Below are 16,865 nucleotides of genomic sequence, written 5' to 3'. Positions count from 1 at the left end.
CCTCGTGGCCCGCCCCCTCACGCCCTGATCTCTCCGGACTCGGCTCGGTGCGCCGCGCCGTCGCCGTCGCCGTCGCCGTCGATCATGCCGCCGGTAGCACCCGGCCCGGCGGGACCCACGCGGTCACGGCACTGGTCCATGTCGCGGATCATCGACATCAGAAGCCCGTGGGTCTCGGCGTCGGCGGCCACCACGAGGCCGCGGCCGGCCGGCCCGATCGCGGCGCCGTCGATTCCGGTGACGACACAGCCGGCGGCCCGGCACAGAGCGATGCCGGCGGCGAAATGCACGCTCCCGGACAGGTCGCCGCCATCGGTTACGTACGCGGCGCGCCTGCCTGCCGCCACCCAGACCAGGGCCAGCGTCGTGGACACGACGCGTGGCCGGAACCGCTCGACGAACCCGGGGTGGGCGAGCAGGTCCACGGCCCGGAATCCGGGCGCGCTCGGGAACGGCGGATCAAGGTTGACGTCCACCAGCCGGGTGGCGGACGTGGGCACCGACCGCGTATCGACCCCGTCATGCCGCACCCAGGCGGTCTCACCGTCGGTGAAGAAGACTTCGCCGCCGAACGGGTCGGCCACCGCCGCCGCCCCGTCGCGCAGCGCCACGTTGACGGCCACCATCATGCTGCCGACGGCGCAGTTCAGCGTGCCGCACAAGGGATCCACCAGCCACTGACGCGCCGCGTCCGCCGGGCCCCGCCGCCCGCCCTCCTCTCCCAGCACCGCGTCATCGGGCCGGGCGGCACGGATGACGCCCAGGATCGTCCGCTCGGCCTCCACGTCGGCGGCGGTGGCGAAGTCCCCGGCTCCCTTGTCGATACGGGTGAGCCTCTGGCCGTACATGCCGCGCACCACGTCCGCGCCGGCCCGTGCCGCGGATGCCGCGACCCCGGCGTCGTCAAGACTCTCGTACGAGTCGATCACGCGGTGCAGGATACCGGCGCGTGGCCACCCGACCGGTCGGACGGGCATCGTCCGCGCGCCGGGTCGGAGGGGCGGCTCGTCACCGTGCGGGAAGTCCGGCCGGAAGCCACCGCTGCATCTGCCGGAGGCAGTGCCGCACGGGCCCGGTGCCCAGCTGCCGACGGCGGGTCCCGAATTCCGGTGCACGGCGCCACGTGGCGGCGCCACACTGAGGCGATGGACCCCGTAGAGACCGCCCGGGAGCTGGTGCGGGACCGCTTCCCTCAGGCGAGGGCCGCGTTTCTGGCCGGCAGTGTGCTGACCGATCGCCGCACCCCCACGTCCGATCTGGACATCGTGGTGCTGCTGCCCGGACCGCCCGCCCCGTACCGGGAGAACCTCATACACAGAGACTGGCCGGTCGAACTGTTCGTGCACACCGAGGCCGTATGGCACGCCTTCGCCGACCGCGAGACGGCGAACCGCCTCTCCCCGCTGCTGGCCATGTGCGCGGAGGGCGTGCTGCTGGCCGACGCCGACGGTCTCGGGGCGGCACTGCGGGCCGAGTCCCGGGAGCGGCTTGCCGCCGGGCCGCCCGCCGTGCCGGCGGAGGAGCTGGACCACCGGCGGTACGCGCTCACCGACATGCTCGACGACCTGCGGAGCTGCCCGGACCGCCAGGAGCGGGTGTACCTGGTGACTCACCTGCTGCAACGCGCCTCGGAACTGGCACTGCTGACGGGCGGGCACTGGCTGGGCGGCGGCAAGTGGCTGTCACGACGGCTCGCGGCGGCCGATCCCGGGCTGCACGGTCGGCTGACGGCGGGCGCGACCGCCGCGATCTCCGGCACGGCCGACGGACCGGACCGCTTCGCGGCCGCGGTCGACGAGGTCCTGGAGCGGGCCGGCGGCCCACTGTGGGCGGGATACAGCCACCGCCGCTGACCGCTGTCTCCGCCTTCCTTGCACGCCTGCGCCGGACACAGCCCTGAGCGCGCGCTGCCGCGGGGCACCGCGCGGCAGGGTGAACTGCCGGCTGCCGCGAGGGCCGTCTTCGCCTGGGTCGGCCGCGTGGCCGACACCGTCGCCTGGGGAAGGCCCGCGCCGGGCCTCCCCACGAGCCGCGGGCCACGGCCGCGGCGGAGGCGGAGGCGGAGGCGGAGGCGTCTTCCGAGAGCGGGACCCGCTGCCGCACGCCGACCGCCCCGTGGGCGTGCCCGTGCCGCGTCCGGCACCACCGGGCCCCGTCCCGTAACCGCCTGCCGAGCGCCGGGCCCTCAGCGGGCGTCGTCGAGCAGCAGGTGGAGCAGCCCCACGAGGGTCGCACTGCTGACAATCTCCCTGCGCGCGATCATTCCTCTGATCTCCGTCAGCGGCACCCACTCCGTCCGGTCGGCTTCGTTCTCCTCCACCGGTGGACCGACGTACGCACTCGGCCGGGCCCTGAAGACGTGGTGTGCGGCGTCCATGATGCCGCCGGCCGGCTGGGCGTAGATCAGCGGCGTCAGCTCCCCGGGGCGCCACCCGGTCTCCTCCACCGTCTCCCTGGCCGCCGTCTGCTCGGGGGTCTCGCCCGCCTCCACGACGCCCATCGGCAGTTCCCATCCCCAGGTGTCCGTGACCAGGCGGTGCCGCCACAGAAGGAGCACACGCCGGTGGTCGTCCACCAGGGCGGTCGCCGCGACGTCCGCCAGGCGCACCGCGTGGTGCTCGTAGCGGTTGCCGTCGGGCTGCTCGACGTCGAGCAGCGACACGTCCAGCCACGCGCTCTCATGGACCCGCCGCTCGCCGTGCACCTTCCACTTCATTCCCCTGCCTGCCTTCCGTCGACGTGACCACACCGGCAGGTTCTCACCAATGCCCGAGAGCCACGGGCCCGTTCCACCGTGCCCGGCCCCGGGTGCGGCGCGGAGGAGGCGTGGTCGCCCGGGGTGGTGGGGGGGACAATGTGGTGGGCCCCGCCGCCTGCGGTGCCCGCGCAACCGGAGGTCGAGTGTGGAACACGACGACGTGGCACAGGGCAAGGCGCCCCAGGTGCTGGCGAGGACGGCCGAACTGCTCCGCGAGCTGCCCGCGGACCGGGGCGGGGCGGTGTGGCGGCTCGGCCAGGAGGGCCGGCAGCTCGACGCGAACCTGGTCCGACTGCCGGCCGGCGCCGCGGTCGGCGCCTCCGTGGAACGCGATCTGGACGTACTGCTGTACGTGACGGGCGGGGACGGCCGGCTCGAGACGGACAACGGCATTCAGGAACTCGGGCCGGGCTGCGTGGTGTGGCTGCCGCACGGCACCCGCCGGGCCCTGTCGGCGGGTGCCGAGGGCCTGGTGTATCTGACCGCTCACCGCCGCCGCCCCGGCCTCACCGTCCGCGGTCCGGGTGCCGAGGGGGGCGAGGCGCCGTGCATGCTCAACCGGGTCTGCCCCGGCTGCGGGCGGCTGGCCACGGAGAGCGACGCGCGGTTCTGCGGCCGCTGCGGTGAGGCCCTGCCCGAGGAGGCCTGACACACGGGCGGGCACAGAGGCCCGCCCGCGCACCCTCGCGGTCTTCGGAGCGGCCGGCGGCCCCGGGCGTCAGAGCAGGTGACCGCTGCCCCGGGGGGCGTACACGTCCAGCAGCCGGTTCCTGGTGTCGACCAGCCGCTGGGCGATGACACGCCCCACCCAGTGGTTGACCGACGTTCCGAAGGCGCAGTCGGCGTCCATCATCATCCGCACGGCCGCGGCATCGAACTCATGCGTGCGTACCGGTGTCATCGCCTCCGCGCCGAGCTGCCACAGGTACGGCGGGAACAGCCAGGACCAGCCGACCAGTTCGCCGGGACCCAGGCTGTCTATCGCGACCAGCCGCCCGCCGGGCTCCTGGATGAGGAGCGTGACCGTGCCGGACCGGACGATCCAGAACCGGTCCGCGCGGGTGCCCTCGGTGAACAGCCGCGCGCCTTCCGGGAAGTTCACCTCCCGAGCCGGCCCCATCAGACGTGCACGGTGCTCCGCCGACAGGCAGGCGGCGATCCGGGTGGGGGAAAGCATGCTCATGGCCGCCCTCCGATTCTGAGGCCGCTGTTCTCCCAGTGTGCCTCTCCCGCAGGCCGCTCACTCCGTTCGCGCCGGCGCCGGTCCTGACGGGGGTCTCCGGGGATCACGGCCCGGGGAGAGCACCGGGCCGGGACCCGGGCATTCTGGGGCGGGGACCGGGGTCTGCCGGAGGAACTGGCCGCCGCACCACGTGGCGGGGCGGGCGCGGCGGTGCGACGCTGAGAAGCATGAGCGGACACCGACCGGGAGCACGGTTGCTCCCTCTCGCGGCGGCCTCCACCGCTTCGGCGTTCTACGCCATGTGGCTCCGGCCCCGGCTGCTGACCTGGGGCGCGACCGAGGACGAGATCGAGGGTGCCTGGCCCGGCGACGAACTCGTCCCCGACTGCGACAGCTCGTCGACGATGGCCACGACCCTCCCGGCTCCTCCCGAGGCCGTCTGGGCGTGGCTGGTCCAGATGGGCGGCGACCGCGCCGGCTGGTACAGCTGGGACCTCCTGGACCACTACGGGAAGCCGAGCGCGGACCACCTCGTGCCCGAGTGGCAGAGCCTGAAGGTGGGGCAGCGTCTGGTCGCGGACCGCATGGGCCGGGTCTGGTTCACCGTGGCCGTGCTGGAGCCGGACCGGACCCTCGTCCTGCGGTCGGACCTGGGGCTGCCCTCCGGCCACTCCTTCGACGTCCCGGACCGCCCGTGGCCGCAGGCCTACATGGACGGCGTCTGGGGCTTCCATCTGAGGCCGGTCCCGGACGGGGGCACGCGCCTGGTGGTCCGCACCCGGGGCCGGAGCCGCCCGCGACGGCTCACGAAGCCCTTCAACCTACTGCTCGGTGAGCCCTCGCACTTCATCATGCAGGCCCGCCAGTTCCACAACCTGCGCACACGCGTGGGCGCGGAGGCATGATGGACCGAGGAGCGGCGGACGTGCGCGGGCCCACGGCCCTCACGGCCCGGTGGTCCCGTCCCGTCCCCTCCCTTCACGTCCCCTCCCGTCACGTGCCGGGCGCACCGGTGCGCCCGGCTCCCCCACCGTCCCCGGTGCGTGACGCACCGAGGACCGTCCCGTCCGAAACCGCCGCGGCGCGGTACGCCCCGCCTGCCGGCCGGCTCCGCCCGCACGGTGGCCCGGCCCACGGGGCGGCCGGGGGATCACCGCGGTCAACCCTCCGGTAGCGTCGGCGTATGAGTCATCCGCATCCCGAACTGAAATCCGCCCCGCCGCTGCCCGACGGAGGGCTGAGGGTCGTCGCCCTGGGCGGTCTGGGCGAAATCGGCCGTAACATGACCGTTTTCGAGCACGCGGGCAAGCTGCTGATCGTCGACTGCGGTGTGCTCTTCCCCGAGGAGAACCAGCCCGGGGTGGACGTGATCCTCCCCGACTTCACGTCGATCCGGGACCGCCTGGACGACATCGTGGCCGTAGTGCTCACCCACGGCCACGAGGACCACATCGGCGGTGTCCCCTATCTGCTGCGGGAGCGGAGGGACATCCCCGTCGTCGGTTCGAAGCTCACGCTCGCGTTCCTGGAGGCCAAGCTCAAGGAGCACGGCATCAAACTCCGCGGTGTGCGGGTACGCGAGGGCGACCGGCGCGGCTTCGGTCCCTTCGAGTGCGAGTTCGTCGCGGTCAACCACTCCATCCCGGACGGGCTCGCGGTCGCGATCCGTACCGCGGCGGGGCTGGTGCTGCACACCGGCGACTTCAAGATGGACCAGTTCCCCCTTGACGACCGCATCACCGACCTGCGTGCCTTCGCCCGGCTCGGCGAGGAGGGCGTGGACCTGTTCCTCACCGACTCCACCAACGCCGAGGTGCCCGGCTTCACCACCTCGGAACGCGAGTTGAACCCCGCCATCGAGCAGGTCATGCGCACCGCGCCGCGGCGCGTCATCGTCTCCAGCTTCGCCAGCCACGTCCACCGCATCCAGCAGGTGCTGGACGCCGCGCACCAGTACGGCCGCAAGGTCGCCTTCGTCGGGCGCTCCATGGTCCGCAACATGGGCATCGCCCGCGAACTGGGCTATCTGAAGGTGCCGTCGGGCCTGGTCGTGAGCACCAAGGAGCTGGAAAAGCTCCCCGACCACCAGATCACCCTGGTGTGCACCGGCTCCCAGGGCGAACCGATGGCCGCGCTCTCCCGCATGGCCAACCGCGACCACATGATCCGCATCGGCAAGGGTGACACCGTCCTGCTCGCCAGCTCGCTCATCCCCGGCAACGAGAACGCCATCTACCGGGTGATCAACGGGCTGACCCGGTGGGGTGCCCACGTCGTGCACAAGGGCAACGCCAAGGTGCATGTGTCCGGGCATGCCAGCGCCGGCGAACTCGTCTACTGCTACAACATCGTCAAGCCCCGCAACGTCATGCCCGTGCACGGCGAGTTCCGTCATCTGCGGGCCAACGCGGACCTGGCCGTCCGTACGGGTGTCGACCCGGACCGCGTCGTCGTCGCCGAGGACGGTGTCGTCGTCGACCTCGTCGACGGCCGTGCCTCCATCACCGGCAAGGTGCCGGCGGGCAACGTCTACGTGGACGGCATGGAGGTCGGCGGCGCCACCGAGGCCTCCCTCAAGGACCGCCTCACGCTCGCCGAGGAAGGCGTGGTCACCGTGGTGGCCATCGTCGACGCCGACACCGGCGCGCTCGCGGAGGCCCCCGACTTCCTGGCACGCGGGTTCGTCCACGACGACACCACCTTCGAGCCGGTCGTCCCGGTCATCGAGAAGACACTGGCCAACGCCGCGCAGGAGGGAGTGGGCGACGCGCACCAGCTGGAGCAGCTCATCGCGCGGGCCGTGGCCAACTGGGCGTTTCGCACCTACCGCCGCAAGCCGCTCATCATCCCCGTCATCATCGACGCCTGACGGGCCCCGGCCGGCTACGGCTCCCGGCGTCCGGCCTGCTCACCGCCCGTGAAACGGCGCTCGCCCGGCTCGGTCCTGGCGGGATGCCGGCCGCCGCTGCCGGCGTCGGCGTCGGCGTCGGCAATTGCGTCGGTGTCGGTGTCGGCCTGGTGCCGTACCCGGACGGCCGGGAGGAAGGCGCGGATCACCGGCAGGCACGCCCGGGCCCGGTCACTGCCGAGCGGTGGCCGTGGCCGCCGCGGGCCGCGGGGCGTGGCGGCCGCTCCGGTGCGCCGGCCCCGTGCCGCCACCCGGTCGGGGACCGTGACCATGCGGAAGGCGGCCCGCTCGGTGACATTGGAGGGGTGACAGGCAATGCCGGCGCCCGGACACCCTCCTCACCGCCACCGGCCGCGCCCGGCCGGGTCGACTACACCGGGGCGGTGTACGGATCGTTCCTCGCCGCCTCCGTGGTGATGGGTGCGGGAACCCTCGGGTCCTACCCGAAGATCGAACTCATCCTGCTGCTGCTCTCCACCGGCGTAGTCTTCTGGGCCGCGCACGTCCACTCCCGCCTCTTCGGTGTCTGGCTGGTGCACGAACCCGTCGGGTGGGCGCAGGTCCGCCGGGTCGGTGCCTCGGAGTGGCCGATCGTGCAGGCGGCCGTCCCTCCGTGCGTCGCCGTGGCGGTCAGCCCGCTGCTCGGACTGGGGCTGGACGGCACGGAGTGGCTGGCGCTCGCGGTCGCGGTGGCCGGTCAGGTCGGGTGGGCCAGTGCCGCCGCCGTCCGTTCCGGCGCACCGCGTGGGCTCGTCGTGGTGTCCGGGGCGGTGAATCTGCTCCTCGGGCTGGTCCTCGTCGTCCTGAAGGCATCGCTTCAGCACTGATGCCCGTTCCCGGGGGACGGGGCGGGACCGCCGCACGACGGCGCGAGGGGACCGGCCAGTGGCCACCGGCCGGTCCCCTCTCACGCGCTCACGGTCACACGTAGGTGAAGCCGCCCGCGACGTTCGCGCTGCCCGCCGGGGTGGTCACCACGACCGCGGCGTTGCCCGCCGCTCCGGCCGGCGTGATGCCGAACAGCACCGTGCCGGTCGCGTCGACGAGGACCCCGGTCGCGGCCACGCCGCCGACCGTGACACTCGCCCCGGTGAGGTTGCTGCCCACGATGGCGAACGGCGTACCGCCCGCGACGGGGCCGCTCGTCGGGGTGATGGAGGTCGCGGTCGGCGGCGTCGGAGCGAGGTAGGTGAAGCCGCCGGGGACGGTCGCGCTGCCCGCCGGGGTGGTCACCACGACGGGGACGTTGCCCGCGGCGTGCGGCGGGGTGACTCCGGTGAGGATGACGCCCGCCAGGACGTTCACGTTCGTCGCGGCGACACCGTCGAAGGTGACCGTCGCGCCCGTGAGGTTGGTCCCCACGATCGCGAACGGGGTTCCTCCGGTGGTGGGTCCGCTCTGCGGTGACAGCGCGAGGACGGTCGGCGGCTGGGGAGCCGGCGGCCCGATGTAGGTGTAGTTGGCCGGTCCGCTCGCCCCCGCCGGGGTGGTGACGACGACGGCCACGTTGCCCGCGGCGTGCGCCGGGGCCCTGACCGTGAGGAAGATCCCGAGAGGGTCCTGGGAGAGGATGGTCGCGGGAGTCCCGCCGAACGTGACGGACGTCGCGCCGGAGAGATTGGCCCCGATGAGCAGGACCTGGTTGCCGCCCGCGGTCGGGCCGAAGCCGGGGACCACCGCGAACAGAGTGGGGCTGCCGAGGCCCGGAAGCAGGCCGGGAAGCAGAGGTGTGGACATGGGTGTTCCTCCTGGACTGGGTTGATGGTTCGAGACCTACGAGACCCCGTCGGTCGCCGGTTCCCCCGGGGCTGCCGGGCCGGGTCCGGTCTCGCCGGGGGCGGCGCGGCCGACGTCCGGGGAGGGGGATTCCGGGTGTCGGCGAGGGCCGGCCGACAGCACATGGCGAGCGGGTTGCGCGGTTCGGGGCGAATCGACGACCGCGGTCGACGGGGCGACGGCTTCCGTACGCCGTCCGGGACCTGTCGTGTCGCTCTGCGTGGGCCGCGCTGCAACCGGATCGGTGCTGGCGAGCGCATCAGGACAGGCCGGCGGGCATCTTCGATGCCGCACTGCCCGGCTGGGATGGGCTGCCCACCGGATTGACTCCAGTGACCCAGATGAGTGAGGGCGCTGGCAAGATAAGCAGCCTGATATCACTCGGGTGGCGGAGCGCGTAGGCGTCGCACACCCCCTGGGACGCATACGGCGCTTTCCAACACACCCGGCGCGAATAGTCTGTTGACTGAGCGTCACGTTTCTGCGGGCCTGACGAGCACCCAGGGGTGCCATGCGCGGAGCGTGAACCGCGCACCGAGGGGGCTCGGGTGACGTCAGCGGGTCCGGGTCGCGCCCCTGGCATGCGCCCCGCCGATAGGGTGACTGCCCATCACACCCCTTGCGGCATATGCCGTTACCTGCGTCACTTAAGGTATCCAACCGGTGGGCAGCCCATCCCTCTCCGGGGGGCGCGGTCTCGGGTCCGGCCGCCGGTCTTCCTCGTGCGTAGGGCGGTCGGCGTCCGCCTCGGTGCCGCGATGGGCACCCCCGGCAGAGAGATTGGATCCACCAGCCGGTGCCACGCGGTATGTGGCACCGGCTGGCTGGTTGGTTGCCGGCAGGGGCCGGCGCGACACGGACAGAGCCCGGACAGGAGGGCATCCGGGAGGACGGGGCAGCTCGATCCGCCGGGTGTGAGCCGTGTCGGGTGCGGGGCCGGACGCGGAAATCGCCGTCCGTGCGCGCGTCCTGGGGCACAGCCGTGGGAGGCGCGCCGCCTGGGCGGGGGCCATACTGCGGGGCGGCCCTGACACCGATCGGTGAAGGGCCGTCGCATGTCTGGCACCTCAAGCAAGCGCTTGGTAGCGTCGCGTGGGAGTTCGGTGCCCCGATGGACACGCCGGAGCGGAGGACCCATGAGCGAGGCCTATGTCGTCGACGCGGTACGCACACCCGTCGGCCGCCGCGGTGGCACGCTGGCCGGCGTGCATCCCGCCGATCTGGGAGCCGCCTCCCTGACCGCGCTGATGGAGCGTACGGGCATCGACCCGGGCGCCGTGGAGGACGTGATCCTCGGCTGCGTGGACGCCATCGGCCCGCAGGCCGGCGACATCGCGCGGACCGCCTGGCTGGCGGCGGGCCTGCCCGACCACGTCCCCGGCGTCACCGTGGACCGGCAGTGCGGCTCCTCGCAGCAGGCGATCCACTTCGCAGCGCAGGCCGTGATGAGCGGCACCGCCGACGTGGTCGTCGCGGGGGGCGTGCAGAGCATGAGCGCCATCCCCATCTCGGCCGCCATGGCGGCCGGCCGGGCGTACGGCTTCGACGGCCCGTTCTCCGGCTCGGCCGGCTGGCGCAAGCGCTACGGCGACCAGGCGGTCTCCCAGTTCCGGGCGGCCGAGATGATCGCCGAGAAGTGGTCGCTGGAGCGCGAGGCGATGGAGGCCTACGCGGTCCGCTCCCACGAGCGCGCCCTGCGCGCCCGCGAGCAGGGGCTGTTCGACGCGGAGATCACCCCCTGCCTCGGGCTGGAGCACGACGAGTGCCCCCGGATCCCCGACTGGGACAAGATCCGCTCGCTGCCGGCTCTGATGGAGGGCGGCCGGCTGACCGCCGCCTTGGCCAGCCAGATCGCCGACGCGAGCGCCGCCCTGCTCCTCGTCAGCGAGCACGGTCTGCGCGAGCACAAACTCACGCCCAGGGCCCGTGTCCATCACTTGTCGGTGCGCGCCGCCGACCCGGTGTGGATGCTCACGGCGCCCATCCCCGCCACCCGGCACGCGCTGCGTCGGACCGGCCTCACCCTCGACGACATCGACCTGATCGAGATCAACGAGGCCTTCGCCTCCGTGGTGCTCGCCTGGGCCGCCGAGACGGGCGCCGATCAGGAACGGGTGAACGTCAACGGTGGCGCGATCGCGCTCGGCCACCCGCTCGGTGCCACCGGCGCCCGGCTGATGACCTCCCTGCTCGGCGAACTCGAACGGCGCCGAGGCCGCTACGGGCTGCTGACCATGTGCGAGGGCGGCGGACAGGCCAACGTGACCGTCGTGGAGCGCCTCGGCTGACGCGGGGACCGTCCGACCCCGTTCCCCCCGCGCGGCAGGAGGAGGCAGAAAGGGATGCCCGGCAACCCGTTGGACCTCACCGGCCGGGCCGTTGTCGTCACCGGCGGCACCAAGGGCATCGGCTTCGCGATCGCCGAGGCGTTCCTGCGCTCCGGGGCCGAGGTGCTGGTATGCGGGCGGAACGCACCGGAGACGTTTCCGGCCGCGGGCGGCCGCACGGCCGTCTTCGCCGCCGCCGACATCCGTGACCCCTCGGCTGCGGCGGGCGTGGTCGAGGCGGCGGTCCGGCACTTCGGCCGCCTGGACGTCCTGGTGAACAACGCGGGCGGCTCGCCCGACGCCGACGCGGCCACGGTGTCGCCGCGGTTCGTGGAGAAGATCGTTCAACTGAACCTGCTGGCACCGTTCTACGCGGCGCAGGCCGCCAATGCGGTGATGGCCCGTCAGGCGGAGGGCGGTTCGATCGTGAACATCGGCAGCGTCTCCGCCCACGCCCCCCAGCCGGGCACCGCCGCCTACACCGCCGCCAAGGCCGGGCTGCTCGCTCTCACCAGGGCGCTGGCACTGGAGTGGGCGCCCGCGGTCCGGGTCAACCACATCACCACCGGCCCGGTCCGCACCGAGGCGGCGGAAACCGTCTACGGGCCGGACGGCAGCGCGGCCGTCGCCGGCGTCATTCCCATGGGCCGCATGGCCGTCCCGTCGGACGTGGCCGACGCCTGCCTGTATCTGGCCGGGCCGCTCGCCTCGTACGTCAACGGCGCCGACCTGGCCGTGCACGGGGGCGGGGAGCAGCCCGGGCGCTACCTGGCGGCGCGCTCCGCGGTGTGTGACTGATCGGGTTCCTTGGCGGGCGGCCGTCGGCCGCCCGCTCCAACAGCTCCCCCGGTCTTCACCCGGACGCCGTGACGGAACCACGCACCGCGCGCACGGCACGCACCGCGCGCAAAGTGTGGCGAACCGCGCCTGACACGCTGGAAACGAGGTGCCGCCTCGTACGGGGACCACGCGGTTAGCCTGCCGGAATGGACGACGACCTCACGATCACCACCCTCGCGGAGCGCCCCGGGCTGCGTGACCCGTTGTGGCGAATGCCGAACACCTGGCCGGAGTTCATGCGCAACGAACCGCTCGGGACGGCCGACGACGAGCGGATCGTCGCCGAACTGCCCGAGTACGTCCTCGTCGTCACCGACTCCCGGGGCGAGGTCGTCGCGCGGGCTCTCAGCGTGCCGTTCGCGCTGGATGTCGACGGGCGGCGGGAACTGCCCCCCACCGGCTGGGACCATGTGCTGGTGTGGGCGTTCTCGGACGCGCTGGGCGGCCGGAAGGCCGACACGATGAGCGCCGTCGAGACCGCGGTCGCGCCGGGAGTGCAGCGGCGCGGACTGTCCGGCCGGCTGGTGCGGGCCCTGCGCGAACAGGCCCGCGTCCGCGGCTTCAAGGAGCTGGTGGCGCCCCTCAGGCCGAGCGCCAAGCACCTGGAACCCGACACACCGATGTCCGAGTACGCCTTCCGCAGCCGGGAGGCCGACGGTCTGCCCCACGATCCCTGGATCCGGGTCCACATCCGTGCCGGAGCCGTCATCGGGGCGGTGGCGCCGGCGTCCCGCACGGTCTCCGGATCACTGGATCAGTGGCGCGCCTGGACGGGGCTGCCCTTCGACTCCGACGGGCCGGTGACGGTTCCCGGTGCCCTGGTACCGGTGCACTGCTCCGTCACGCACGGACACGCCGTCTACACCGAGCCGAACGTCTGGGTGCGCCACCGCCTCTGAGCCGGGCCCGGCGGCGCGGCACTCAGGGGCGCGGCTCCCGGGGCAGGCCGAGGACGCGTTCGGCGATGATGTTGCGCTGGATCTCGTTGGAGCCCGCGTAGATGGTGTCGGAACGGGAGAAGAGATAGAGCCTCTGCCAGTCGTCGAGGTCGTGGCCCGGGCCGGTGAGCGTCGAGGCGGCGCCGCGGACGTCCATGGCCAGCTCGCCCAGCGCGCGGTGCCAGGTCGCCCAGAAGATCTTGCCGATGGACGCCTCGGGCCCGGGGGCGCCCGCCGCCACGCCGTCCATGGTGCGCAGGGCGGTCGCCCGCATGGCCTCCAGGCCGATCCACGCCCGGACCAGCCGGTCGCGGATCAGCGGGTCGCCGATCGCCCCGTTGCTCCGCGCGAGGGCCATGAGCGCGTCCAGTTCGCGGCGGAAGCCGACCTGCTGGCCGAGGGTGGACACACCGCGTTCGAAACCCAGGGTGGCCATGGCGATCCTCCAGCCGTCCCCCGGTGCGCCGACGACGTGGCCGGCGGCGGTGCGGGCGCCGTCGAAGAAGACCTCGTTGAACTCGCTGGTCCCGGTGAGCTGGACGATCGGCCGGACCTCGACGCCCGGCTGGTGCATCGGGACCAGCAGGTAGGACAGGCCCGCGTGGCGGACAGAACCCGGCTCCGTGCGCGCGACGACGAAGCACCAGTCGGCCTCGTGGGCGAGCGAGGTCCACACCTTCTGGCCGTTCACCACCCATTCTCCGCCGTCGAGTGCGGCGCGGGTGCGGACCCCTGAGAGGTCGGAGCCGGCGTCCGGCTCCGAGTAGCCCTGGCACCACAGTTCCTCGACGGCCACGATCGGCGGCAGGAAGCGCTCGTGCTGCTCCGGGGTGCCGAAGGCGATGAGGGTCGGGCCGAGGAGCTGCTCGCCGATGTGGTTGACGCGGGCGGGTGCGTCGGCGAGCGCGTACTCCTCGTGGAAGGCGACCTGCTGCTCCAGGGTGGCCCCGCGGCCTCCGTACTCCTCGGGCCAGCCGATGCAGGTCCAGCCCGCGGCGGCCATGTGCCGTTCCCAGGCGAGGCGTTCGGGATACGCCTCGTGTTCGCGGCCGGGGCCGCCGCGTCCGCGCAGCGCGGCGTACTCGCCGGTGAGGCCGGCTCGCAGCCACTCCCTGATCTCGGCCCGGAACTCCCGTGCGGCCCGGTTCCCGGTCGCGCTCATGAACGGCTCCTGTGGGTCGGGGTCGGGGTCAAGGTCGCGCGACCGCGGCCCGGGAGGGGCCGGGTACGAGGTCCAGGGCGGCGGCCAGCCGGCCACGGTGCCGGGAGGGGGTACCCAGCAGCAGGCCGGAGCCGTGCGCGCGCTTGAAGTAGCGGTGGGCGTCGTGCTCCCAGGTGAATCCGATGCCGCCGTGCAGCTGGATCATCTCGCCTGCCACGGCGGAGAACGCCTCGGCGCAGGCGGATCCGGCCGCGGCCGCGAGCAGCGGCAGCCGTGGCGAGTCCTCGGCGGAGGCCGTGGCCGCCGCGAGGGCCAGTGACCGGGCCGACTCGACCATGACGTACCCGTCCGCGAGCCGGTGCTTGACTGCCTGGAAGGAGCCGATGGGCCGCCCGAACTGCACCCTGTTCCCGACGTGTTCGACGGTGCGCTCCAGGGCGCGGGCCGCGCCGCCGACCTGCTCGGCGGCGAGCGCGACGACGGCCTCGTCCAGGGCGCGGGCCAGCACCCGGCCACCGTCGCCCCCGGCCCCCACCGGCCGGGCCCGGGCGCCGGCCAGCCGTACCCGCGCCTGCGGCCGGGTGGCGTCCATGGTCTCCAGCGGCTCGACGGTGACTCCCGGCCCGTCCACGGGCACCGCGAAGAGCGAAGGGCCGGCGGCGGAGCGTGCCACGACCAGCAGGACGTCGGCGTCCTGCCCGCCCAGGACATGCTCCTTGACGCCGGTCAGCCGCGGGCCGCCGCCGGACTCCGCCTCCGTACGGATCCGCGCGGGATCGCCGGAGCCGTCCTCGGCCCAGGCCAGCGCTCCCACGGAGGTGCCGGCGGCCAGTGCCGGGAGGAGGTCGGCGCACGCCGCCCGGTCCCCGGAGGCCAGCAGCGCCCGAACGGTGAGTACGGCGGAGCCGAGGTACGGGACCGGGCTGAGCACCCGTCCCAGCTCCTCCATCACCACATGGGTCTCGAGCGCGCCGCGGCCCGCGCCGCCGTACTCCTCGGGTACGGCGAGGCCCGCCGCGCCGATCTGTTCCACCAGCGGCCGCCAGGCGGCGGCGCCCTCGTGCCGGGCCAGCAAGGAGCGCACCGCGGCCCGGAGTTCGGCCTGTTCGTCGCCGGGTCTCACCGGATCTCACTCTCCCAGACGGACGCCACGCGGGGGTCCGGGCGGTTCAGGCGCCGTAGACCGGCGCGGGTACGGGGGACCTGGCGATCAGTTCGCGCACGGCTGGGCCGACCGCGGACGGCGGCCAGCGGTGGTCGCGTTCGGCCCGGGAGCCGTGCTGCCAGCCGTCGGCGACGGCGATCACGCCGCCCTCCGCCTCGAAGACCCGGCCGGTCACGTCGGCGGAGTCGGCCGAGGCGAGCCAGACGACGAGCGGGGAGACATTGCCGGGGTGCATGGCGTCGAAGCCGGTCTCCGGGGCACGCATCCGCTCCGCGAACACCGCCTCGGTCATCGGCGTACGGGCGGCGGGGGCGATGGCGTTGACGGTGACGCCGTAGCGGGCCAGCTCGGCGGCGGCGATCTGGGTGAGGGCCGCGACACCGGCCTTGGCGGCCCCGTAGTTGCCCTGGCCGACGCTGCCCATCAGGCCCGCGCCCGAGGTGGTGTTGACGACGCGGGCGGCGACGGCGCCGCCCTGCTTGCTGCGCTCACGCCAGTACGCGGCGGCGTGCCGGAGCGGGGCGAAGTGACCCTTGAGGTCGACCTTCAGGACCAGGTCCCATTCCTCCTCGGTCATCGACACCAGCATCCGGTCCCGGTTGATGCCCGCGTTGTTGACCAGCGCGTCCAGGGTGCCGAACTCCTCGACGGCCCGGCCGACGAGTGCTTCGGCGTACGCCCAGTCGCTGGCATCGCCCGTGTCGGCGACTGCCGTTCCTCCGGCGGCGCGGATCTCCTCGGCCACGGATCCGGCCGCGTCGCCGAGGTCGTTGACGACGACGCGGGCGCCCTCGGCCGCCAGGGCGAGGGCGTGCTCGCGGCCGAGGCCCTGGCCGGCCCCGGTGACGACGACCACGCGGTCGTGGCAGATTCCAGTCACGTCGGTGACTCCTCGGTGTGTCAGGTGTGTCAGGTGTGTCAGATCTGTCGGGGGCGGCGTTGGGCGGCGCGCATGGAGCGGGCGTCATGGCCGGCCAGCGAGTCGGCTCCGGTCTCCGCGTTGTGTGCGTGGGCGAAGTGGTGCAGGCCGAACACGGAGTCCATGCCGGTCTGCAGACCCATCTGGTCCTCGGCCTGGTTGACGGCCTTCTTGGTGAGCGCCAGGCCCAACGCCGGCATCTTCGCGATGCGTTCGGCGACGGAGGCGACCTCGCTGTCGAGTTCCGCCCGTGGGACGACCCGGTTGACCATGCCGAGGGCGAGCGCCCGCTCGGCGCCCACGCGTTCGCCGAGGAAGAGGAACTCCTTGGCGAAGCGGGGGCCCATCACCCAGGGGTGGGCGAAGTACTCGACTCCGGGGATGCCCATGCGGACCACCGGGTCGGCGAAGAAGGCGTCGTCGGAGGCGATGATCAGGTCGCAGATCCAGGCCAGCATCAGTCCGCCCGCCACGCAGGCGCCCTGCACCTGGGCGATGACCGGCTTGGGCAGCTCGCGCCACCGCCGGCACATGCCGAGGTAGACCTCCTGCTCGCGGGCGAAGCGGCTCTCGCCGCCGGGCCGGCCGACGTGGTCCCACCACAGTCCGGCCCTGCGGTCGAAGGACCGGTCGACGTCGCGTCCGGGGGTGCCGATGTCGTGCCCTGCGGAGAAGTGGTCCCCCGCCCCGGCCAGCACGACCACCTTGACCTCGTCGTCGGCGGCGGCCCGGTAGAAGGCGTCGTCGAGGGCGTAGGTCATCGCCGAGTTCTGGGCGTTGCGGTAGCGCGGGCGGTTCATCGTCACGACGGCCGAGGGACCGCGGCGTTCGTAGCGGACGACGTCCTCGGACGGTGCGGAGTCGGCGGAGGGCTCGGGGGGCACGCGGC

General features: G+C 73.4%; 17 protein-coding genes. 8 read left to right on the top strand and 9 right to left on the bottom strand.

Going from position 1 to position 16,865, the window contains the following annotated elements:
* Positions 1-17: 17 nt before the first annotated feature.
* Entirely contained in the window at positions 18-929 is a 912-nt protein-coding gene (locus GUY61_RS20435) for an inositol monophosphatase family protein (RefSeq protein ID WP_166631656.1), read from the bottom strand.
* Between the two features lie 216 nt (positions 930-1,145).
* Between GUY61_RS20435 and GUY61_RS20430 the strand changes: the two genes are divergently transcribed.
* The gene (locus GUY61_RS20430; protein ID WP_166631655.1) at positions 1,146-1,853 is read left to right on the top strand and encodes a nucleotidyltransferase domain-containing protein; all 708 of its coding nucleotides are present in this window, start codon (positions 1,146-1,148) and stop codon (positions 1,851-1,853) included.
* Between the two features lie 332 nt (positions 1,854-2,185).
* Here the strand turns inward: GUY61_RS20430 and GUY61_RS20425 are convergent, their stop codons facing one another.
* Complete coding sequence (locus tag GUY61_RS20425) at positions 2,186-2,716, bottom strand: NUDIX hydrolase (RefSeq protein WP_166631654.1); 531 nt, start codon at positions 2,714-2,716, stop codon at positions 2,186-2,188.
* A gap of 187 nt (positions 2,717-2,903) precedes the next feature.
* Between GUY61_RS20425 and GUY61_RS20420 the strand changes: the two genes are divergently transcribed.
* Entirely contained in the window at positions 2,904-3,407 is a 504-nt protein-coding gene (locus tag GUY61_RS20420) for a hypothetical protein (protein WP_313896757.1), read from the top strand.
* 69 nt (positions 3,408-3,476) lie between these two features.
* Here GUY61_RS20420 and GUY61_RS20415 read toward each other — a convergent pair whose 3' ends face one another.
* The gene (locus GUY61_RS20415) at positions 3,477-3,941 is read right to left on the bottom strand and encodes a Crp/Fnr family transcriptional regulator (RefSeq protein ID WP_166631653.1); all 465 of its coding nucleotides are present in this window, start codon (positions 3,939-3,941) and stop codon (positions 3,477-3,479) included.
* A gap of 227 nt (positions 3,942-4,168) precedes the next feature.
* On the opposite strand from GUY61_RS20415, the gene GUY61_RS20410 reads away from it, so the two are divergent.
* Positions 4,169-4,846: an SRPBCC family protein gene (locus GUY61_RS20410; RefSeq protein ID WP_166631652.1), complete on the top strand. Its 678-nt coding sequence runs from the start codon at positions 4,169-4,171 to the stop codon at positions 4,844-4,846.
* A 278-nt stretch (positions 4,847-5,124) separates the two neighbouring features.
* The gene (locus tag GUY61_RS20405; RefSeq protein ID WP_166631651.1) at positions 5,125-6,810 is read left to right on the top strand and encodes a ribonuclease J; all 1,686 of its coding nucleotides are present in this window, start codon (positions 5,125-5,127) and stop codon (positions 6,808-6,810) included.
* A gap of 14 nt (positions 6,811-6,824) precedes the next feature.
* Here GUY61_RS20405 and GUY61_RS39225 read toward each other — a convergent pair whose 3' ends face one another.
* The gene (locus tag GUY61_RS39225) at positions 6,825-6,998 is read right to left on the bottom strand and encodes a hypothetical protein (RefSeq protein ID WP_208106235.1); all 174 of its coding nucleotides are present in this window, start codon (positions 6,996-6,998) and stop codon (positions 6,825-6,827) included.
* A 156-nt stretch (positions 6,999-7,154) separates the two neighbouring features.
* On the opposite strand from GUY61_RS39225, the gene GUY61_RS20395 reads away from it, so the two are divergent.
* Positions 7,155-7,676 carry a hypothetical protein gene (locus GUY61_RS20395; protein WP_166631649.1) on the top strand — a complete coding sequence of 174 codons (522 nt, stop codon included), beginning with the start codon at positions 7,155-7,157 and terminating at the stop codon, positions 7,674-7,676.
* Positions 7,677-7,770: 94 nt separating this feature from the next.
* On the opposite strand, the gene GUY61_RS20390 is transcribed toward GUY61_RS20395, so the two are convergent.
* The gene (locus tag GUY61_RS20390) at positions 7,771-8,586 is read right to left on the bottom strand and encodes an IPT/TIG domain-containing protein (protein ID WP_166631648.1); all 816 of its coding nucleotides are present in this window, start codon (positions 8,584-8,586) and stop codon (positions 7,771-7,773) included.
* 1,175 nt (positions 8,587-9,761) lie between these two features.
* On the opposite strand from GUY61_RS20390, the gene GUY61_RS20385 reads away from it, so the two are divergent.
* The 3 genes from GUY61_RS20385 (at position 9,762) to GUY61_RS20375 (ending at position 12,691) form a co-directional block, all read left to right on the top strand.
* Positions 9,762-10,913 carry an acetyl-CoA C-acetyltransferase gene (locus tag GUY61_RS20385; protein WP_166631647.1) on the top strand — a complete coding sequence of 384 codons (1,152 nt, stop codon included), beginning with the start codon at positions 9,762-9,764 and terminating at the stop codon, positions 10,911-10,913.
* 54 nt (positions 10,914-10,967) lie between these two features.
* On the top strand, positions 10,968-11,750 hold the full coding sequence (locus tag GUY61_RS20380) for an SDR family oxidoreductase (protein WP_166631646.1): 783 nt from the start codon (positions 10,968-10,970) through the stop codon (positions 11,748-11,750).
* A 188-nt stretch (positions 11,751-11,938) separates the two neighbouring features.
* Positions 11,939-12,691, top strand: a complete 753-nt coding sequence (locus tag GUY61_RS20375; RefSeq protein WP_166631645.1) for an N-acetyltransferase — start codon at positions 11,939-11,941, stop codon at positions 12,689-12,691.
* 22 nt (positions 12,692-12,713) lie between these two features.
* On the opposite strand, the gene GUY61_RS20370 is transcribed toward GUY61_RS20375, so the two are convergent.
* From GUY61_RS20370 to GUY61_RS20355, 4 genes are read right to left on the bottom strand one after another with little or no spacing between them, the layout of a single operon-like run.
* Positions 12,714-13,892, bottom strand: coding sequence for an acyl-CoA dehydrogenase family protein (locus GUY61_RS20370; RefSeq protein WP_166631644.1), 1,179 nt, complete (start codon positions 13,890-13,892; stop codon positions 12,714-12,716).
* A 28-nt stretch (positions 13,893-13,920) separates the two neighbouring features.
* Positions 13,921-15,015: an acyl-CoA dehydrogenase family protein gene (locus GUY61_RS20365; RefSeq protein WP_166631643.1), complete on the bottom strand. Its 1,095-nt coding sequence runs from the start codon at positions 15,013-15,015 to the stop codon at positions 13,921-13,923.
* Positions 15,016-15,061: 46 nt separating this feature from the next.
* The gene (locus tag GUY61_RS20360) at positions 15,062-15,937 is read right to left on the bottom strand and encodes an SDR family oxidoreductase (RefSeq protein WP_166631642.1); all 876 of its coding nucleotides are present in this window, start codon (positions 15,935-15,937) and stop codon (positions 15,062-15,064) included.
* A gap of 38 nt (positions 15,938-15,975) precedes the next feature.
* The gene (locus GUY61_RS20355; RefSeq protein WP_166631657.1) at positions 15,976-16,860 is read right to left on the bottom strand and encodes an enoyl-CoA hydratase; all 885 of its coding nucleotides are present in this window, start codon (positions 16,858-16,860) and stop codon (positions 15,976-15,978) included.
* Positions 16,861-16,865: the final 5 nt, after the last annotated feature.

It is taken from the genome of Streptomyces sp. GC420 (assembly GCF_009916105.1).
In the GTDB taxonomy this organism is placed as follows: Bacteria; Actinomycetota; Actinomycetes; order Streptomycetales; family Streptomycetaceae; genus Streptomyces.
The sequence above is the reverse complement of the archived record's forward strand: the minus strand, read 5'-3'. Positions and strand labels throughout refer to the sequence as shown.

Excerpts from the sequence above, each read along its gene's own strand:
- GUY61_RS20430 (WP_166631655.1), top strand. The coding sequence starts at position 1,146 with ATGGACCCCGTAGAGACCGCCCGGGAGCTGGTGCGGGACCGCTTCCCT.
- GUY61_RS20425 (WP_166631654.1), bottom strand. The coding sequence starts at position 2,716 with ATGAAGTGGAAGGTGCACGGCGAGCGGCGGGTCCATGAGAGCGCGTGG.
- GUY61_RS20415 (WP_166631653.1), bottom strand. The coding sequence starts at position 3,941 with ATGAGCATGCTTTCCCCCACCCGGATCGCCGCCTGCCTGTCGGCGGAG.
- GUY61_RS20410 (WP_166631652.1), top strand. The coding sequence starts at position 4,169 with ATGAGCGGACACCGACCGGGAGCACGGTTGCTCCCTCTCGCGGCGGCC.
- GUY61_RS20405 (WP_166631651.1), top strand. The coding sequence starts at position 5,125 with ATGAGTCATCCGCATCCCGAACTGAAATCCGCCCCGCCGCTGCCCGAC.
- GUY61_RS20390 (WP_166631648.1), bottom strand. The coding sequence starts at position 8,586 with ATGTCCACACCTCTGCTTCCCGGCCTGCTTCCGGGCCTCGGCAGCCCC.
- GUY61_RS20385 (WP_166631647.1), top strand. The coding sequence starts at position 9,762 with ATGAGCGAGGCCTATGTCGTCGACGCGGTACGCACACCCGTCGGCCGC.
- GUY61_RS20380 (WP_166631646.1), top strand. The coding sequence starts at position 10,968 with ATGCCCGGCAACCCGTTGGACCTCACCGGCCGGGCCGTTGTCGTCACC.
- GUY61_RS20375 (WP_166631645.1), top strand. The coding sequence starts at position 11,939 with ATGGACGACGACCTCACGATCACCACCCTCGCGGAGCGCCCCGGGCTG.
- GUY61_RS20370 (WP_166631644.1), bottom strand. The coding sequence starts at position 13,892 with ATGAGCGCGACCGGGAACCGGGCCGCACGGGAGTTCCGGGCCGAGATC.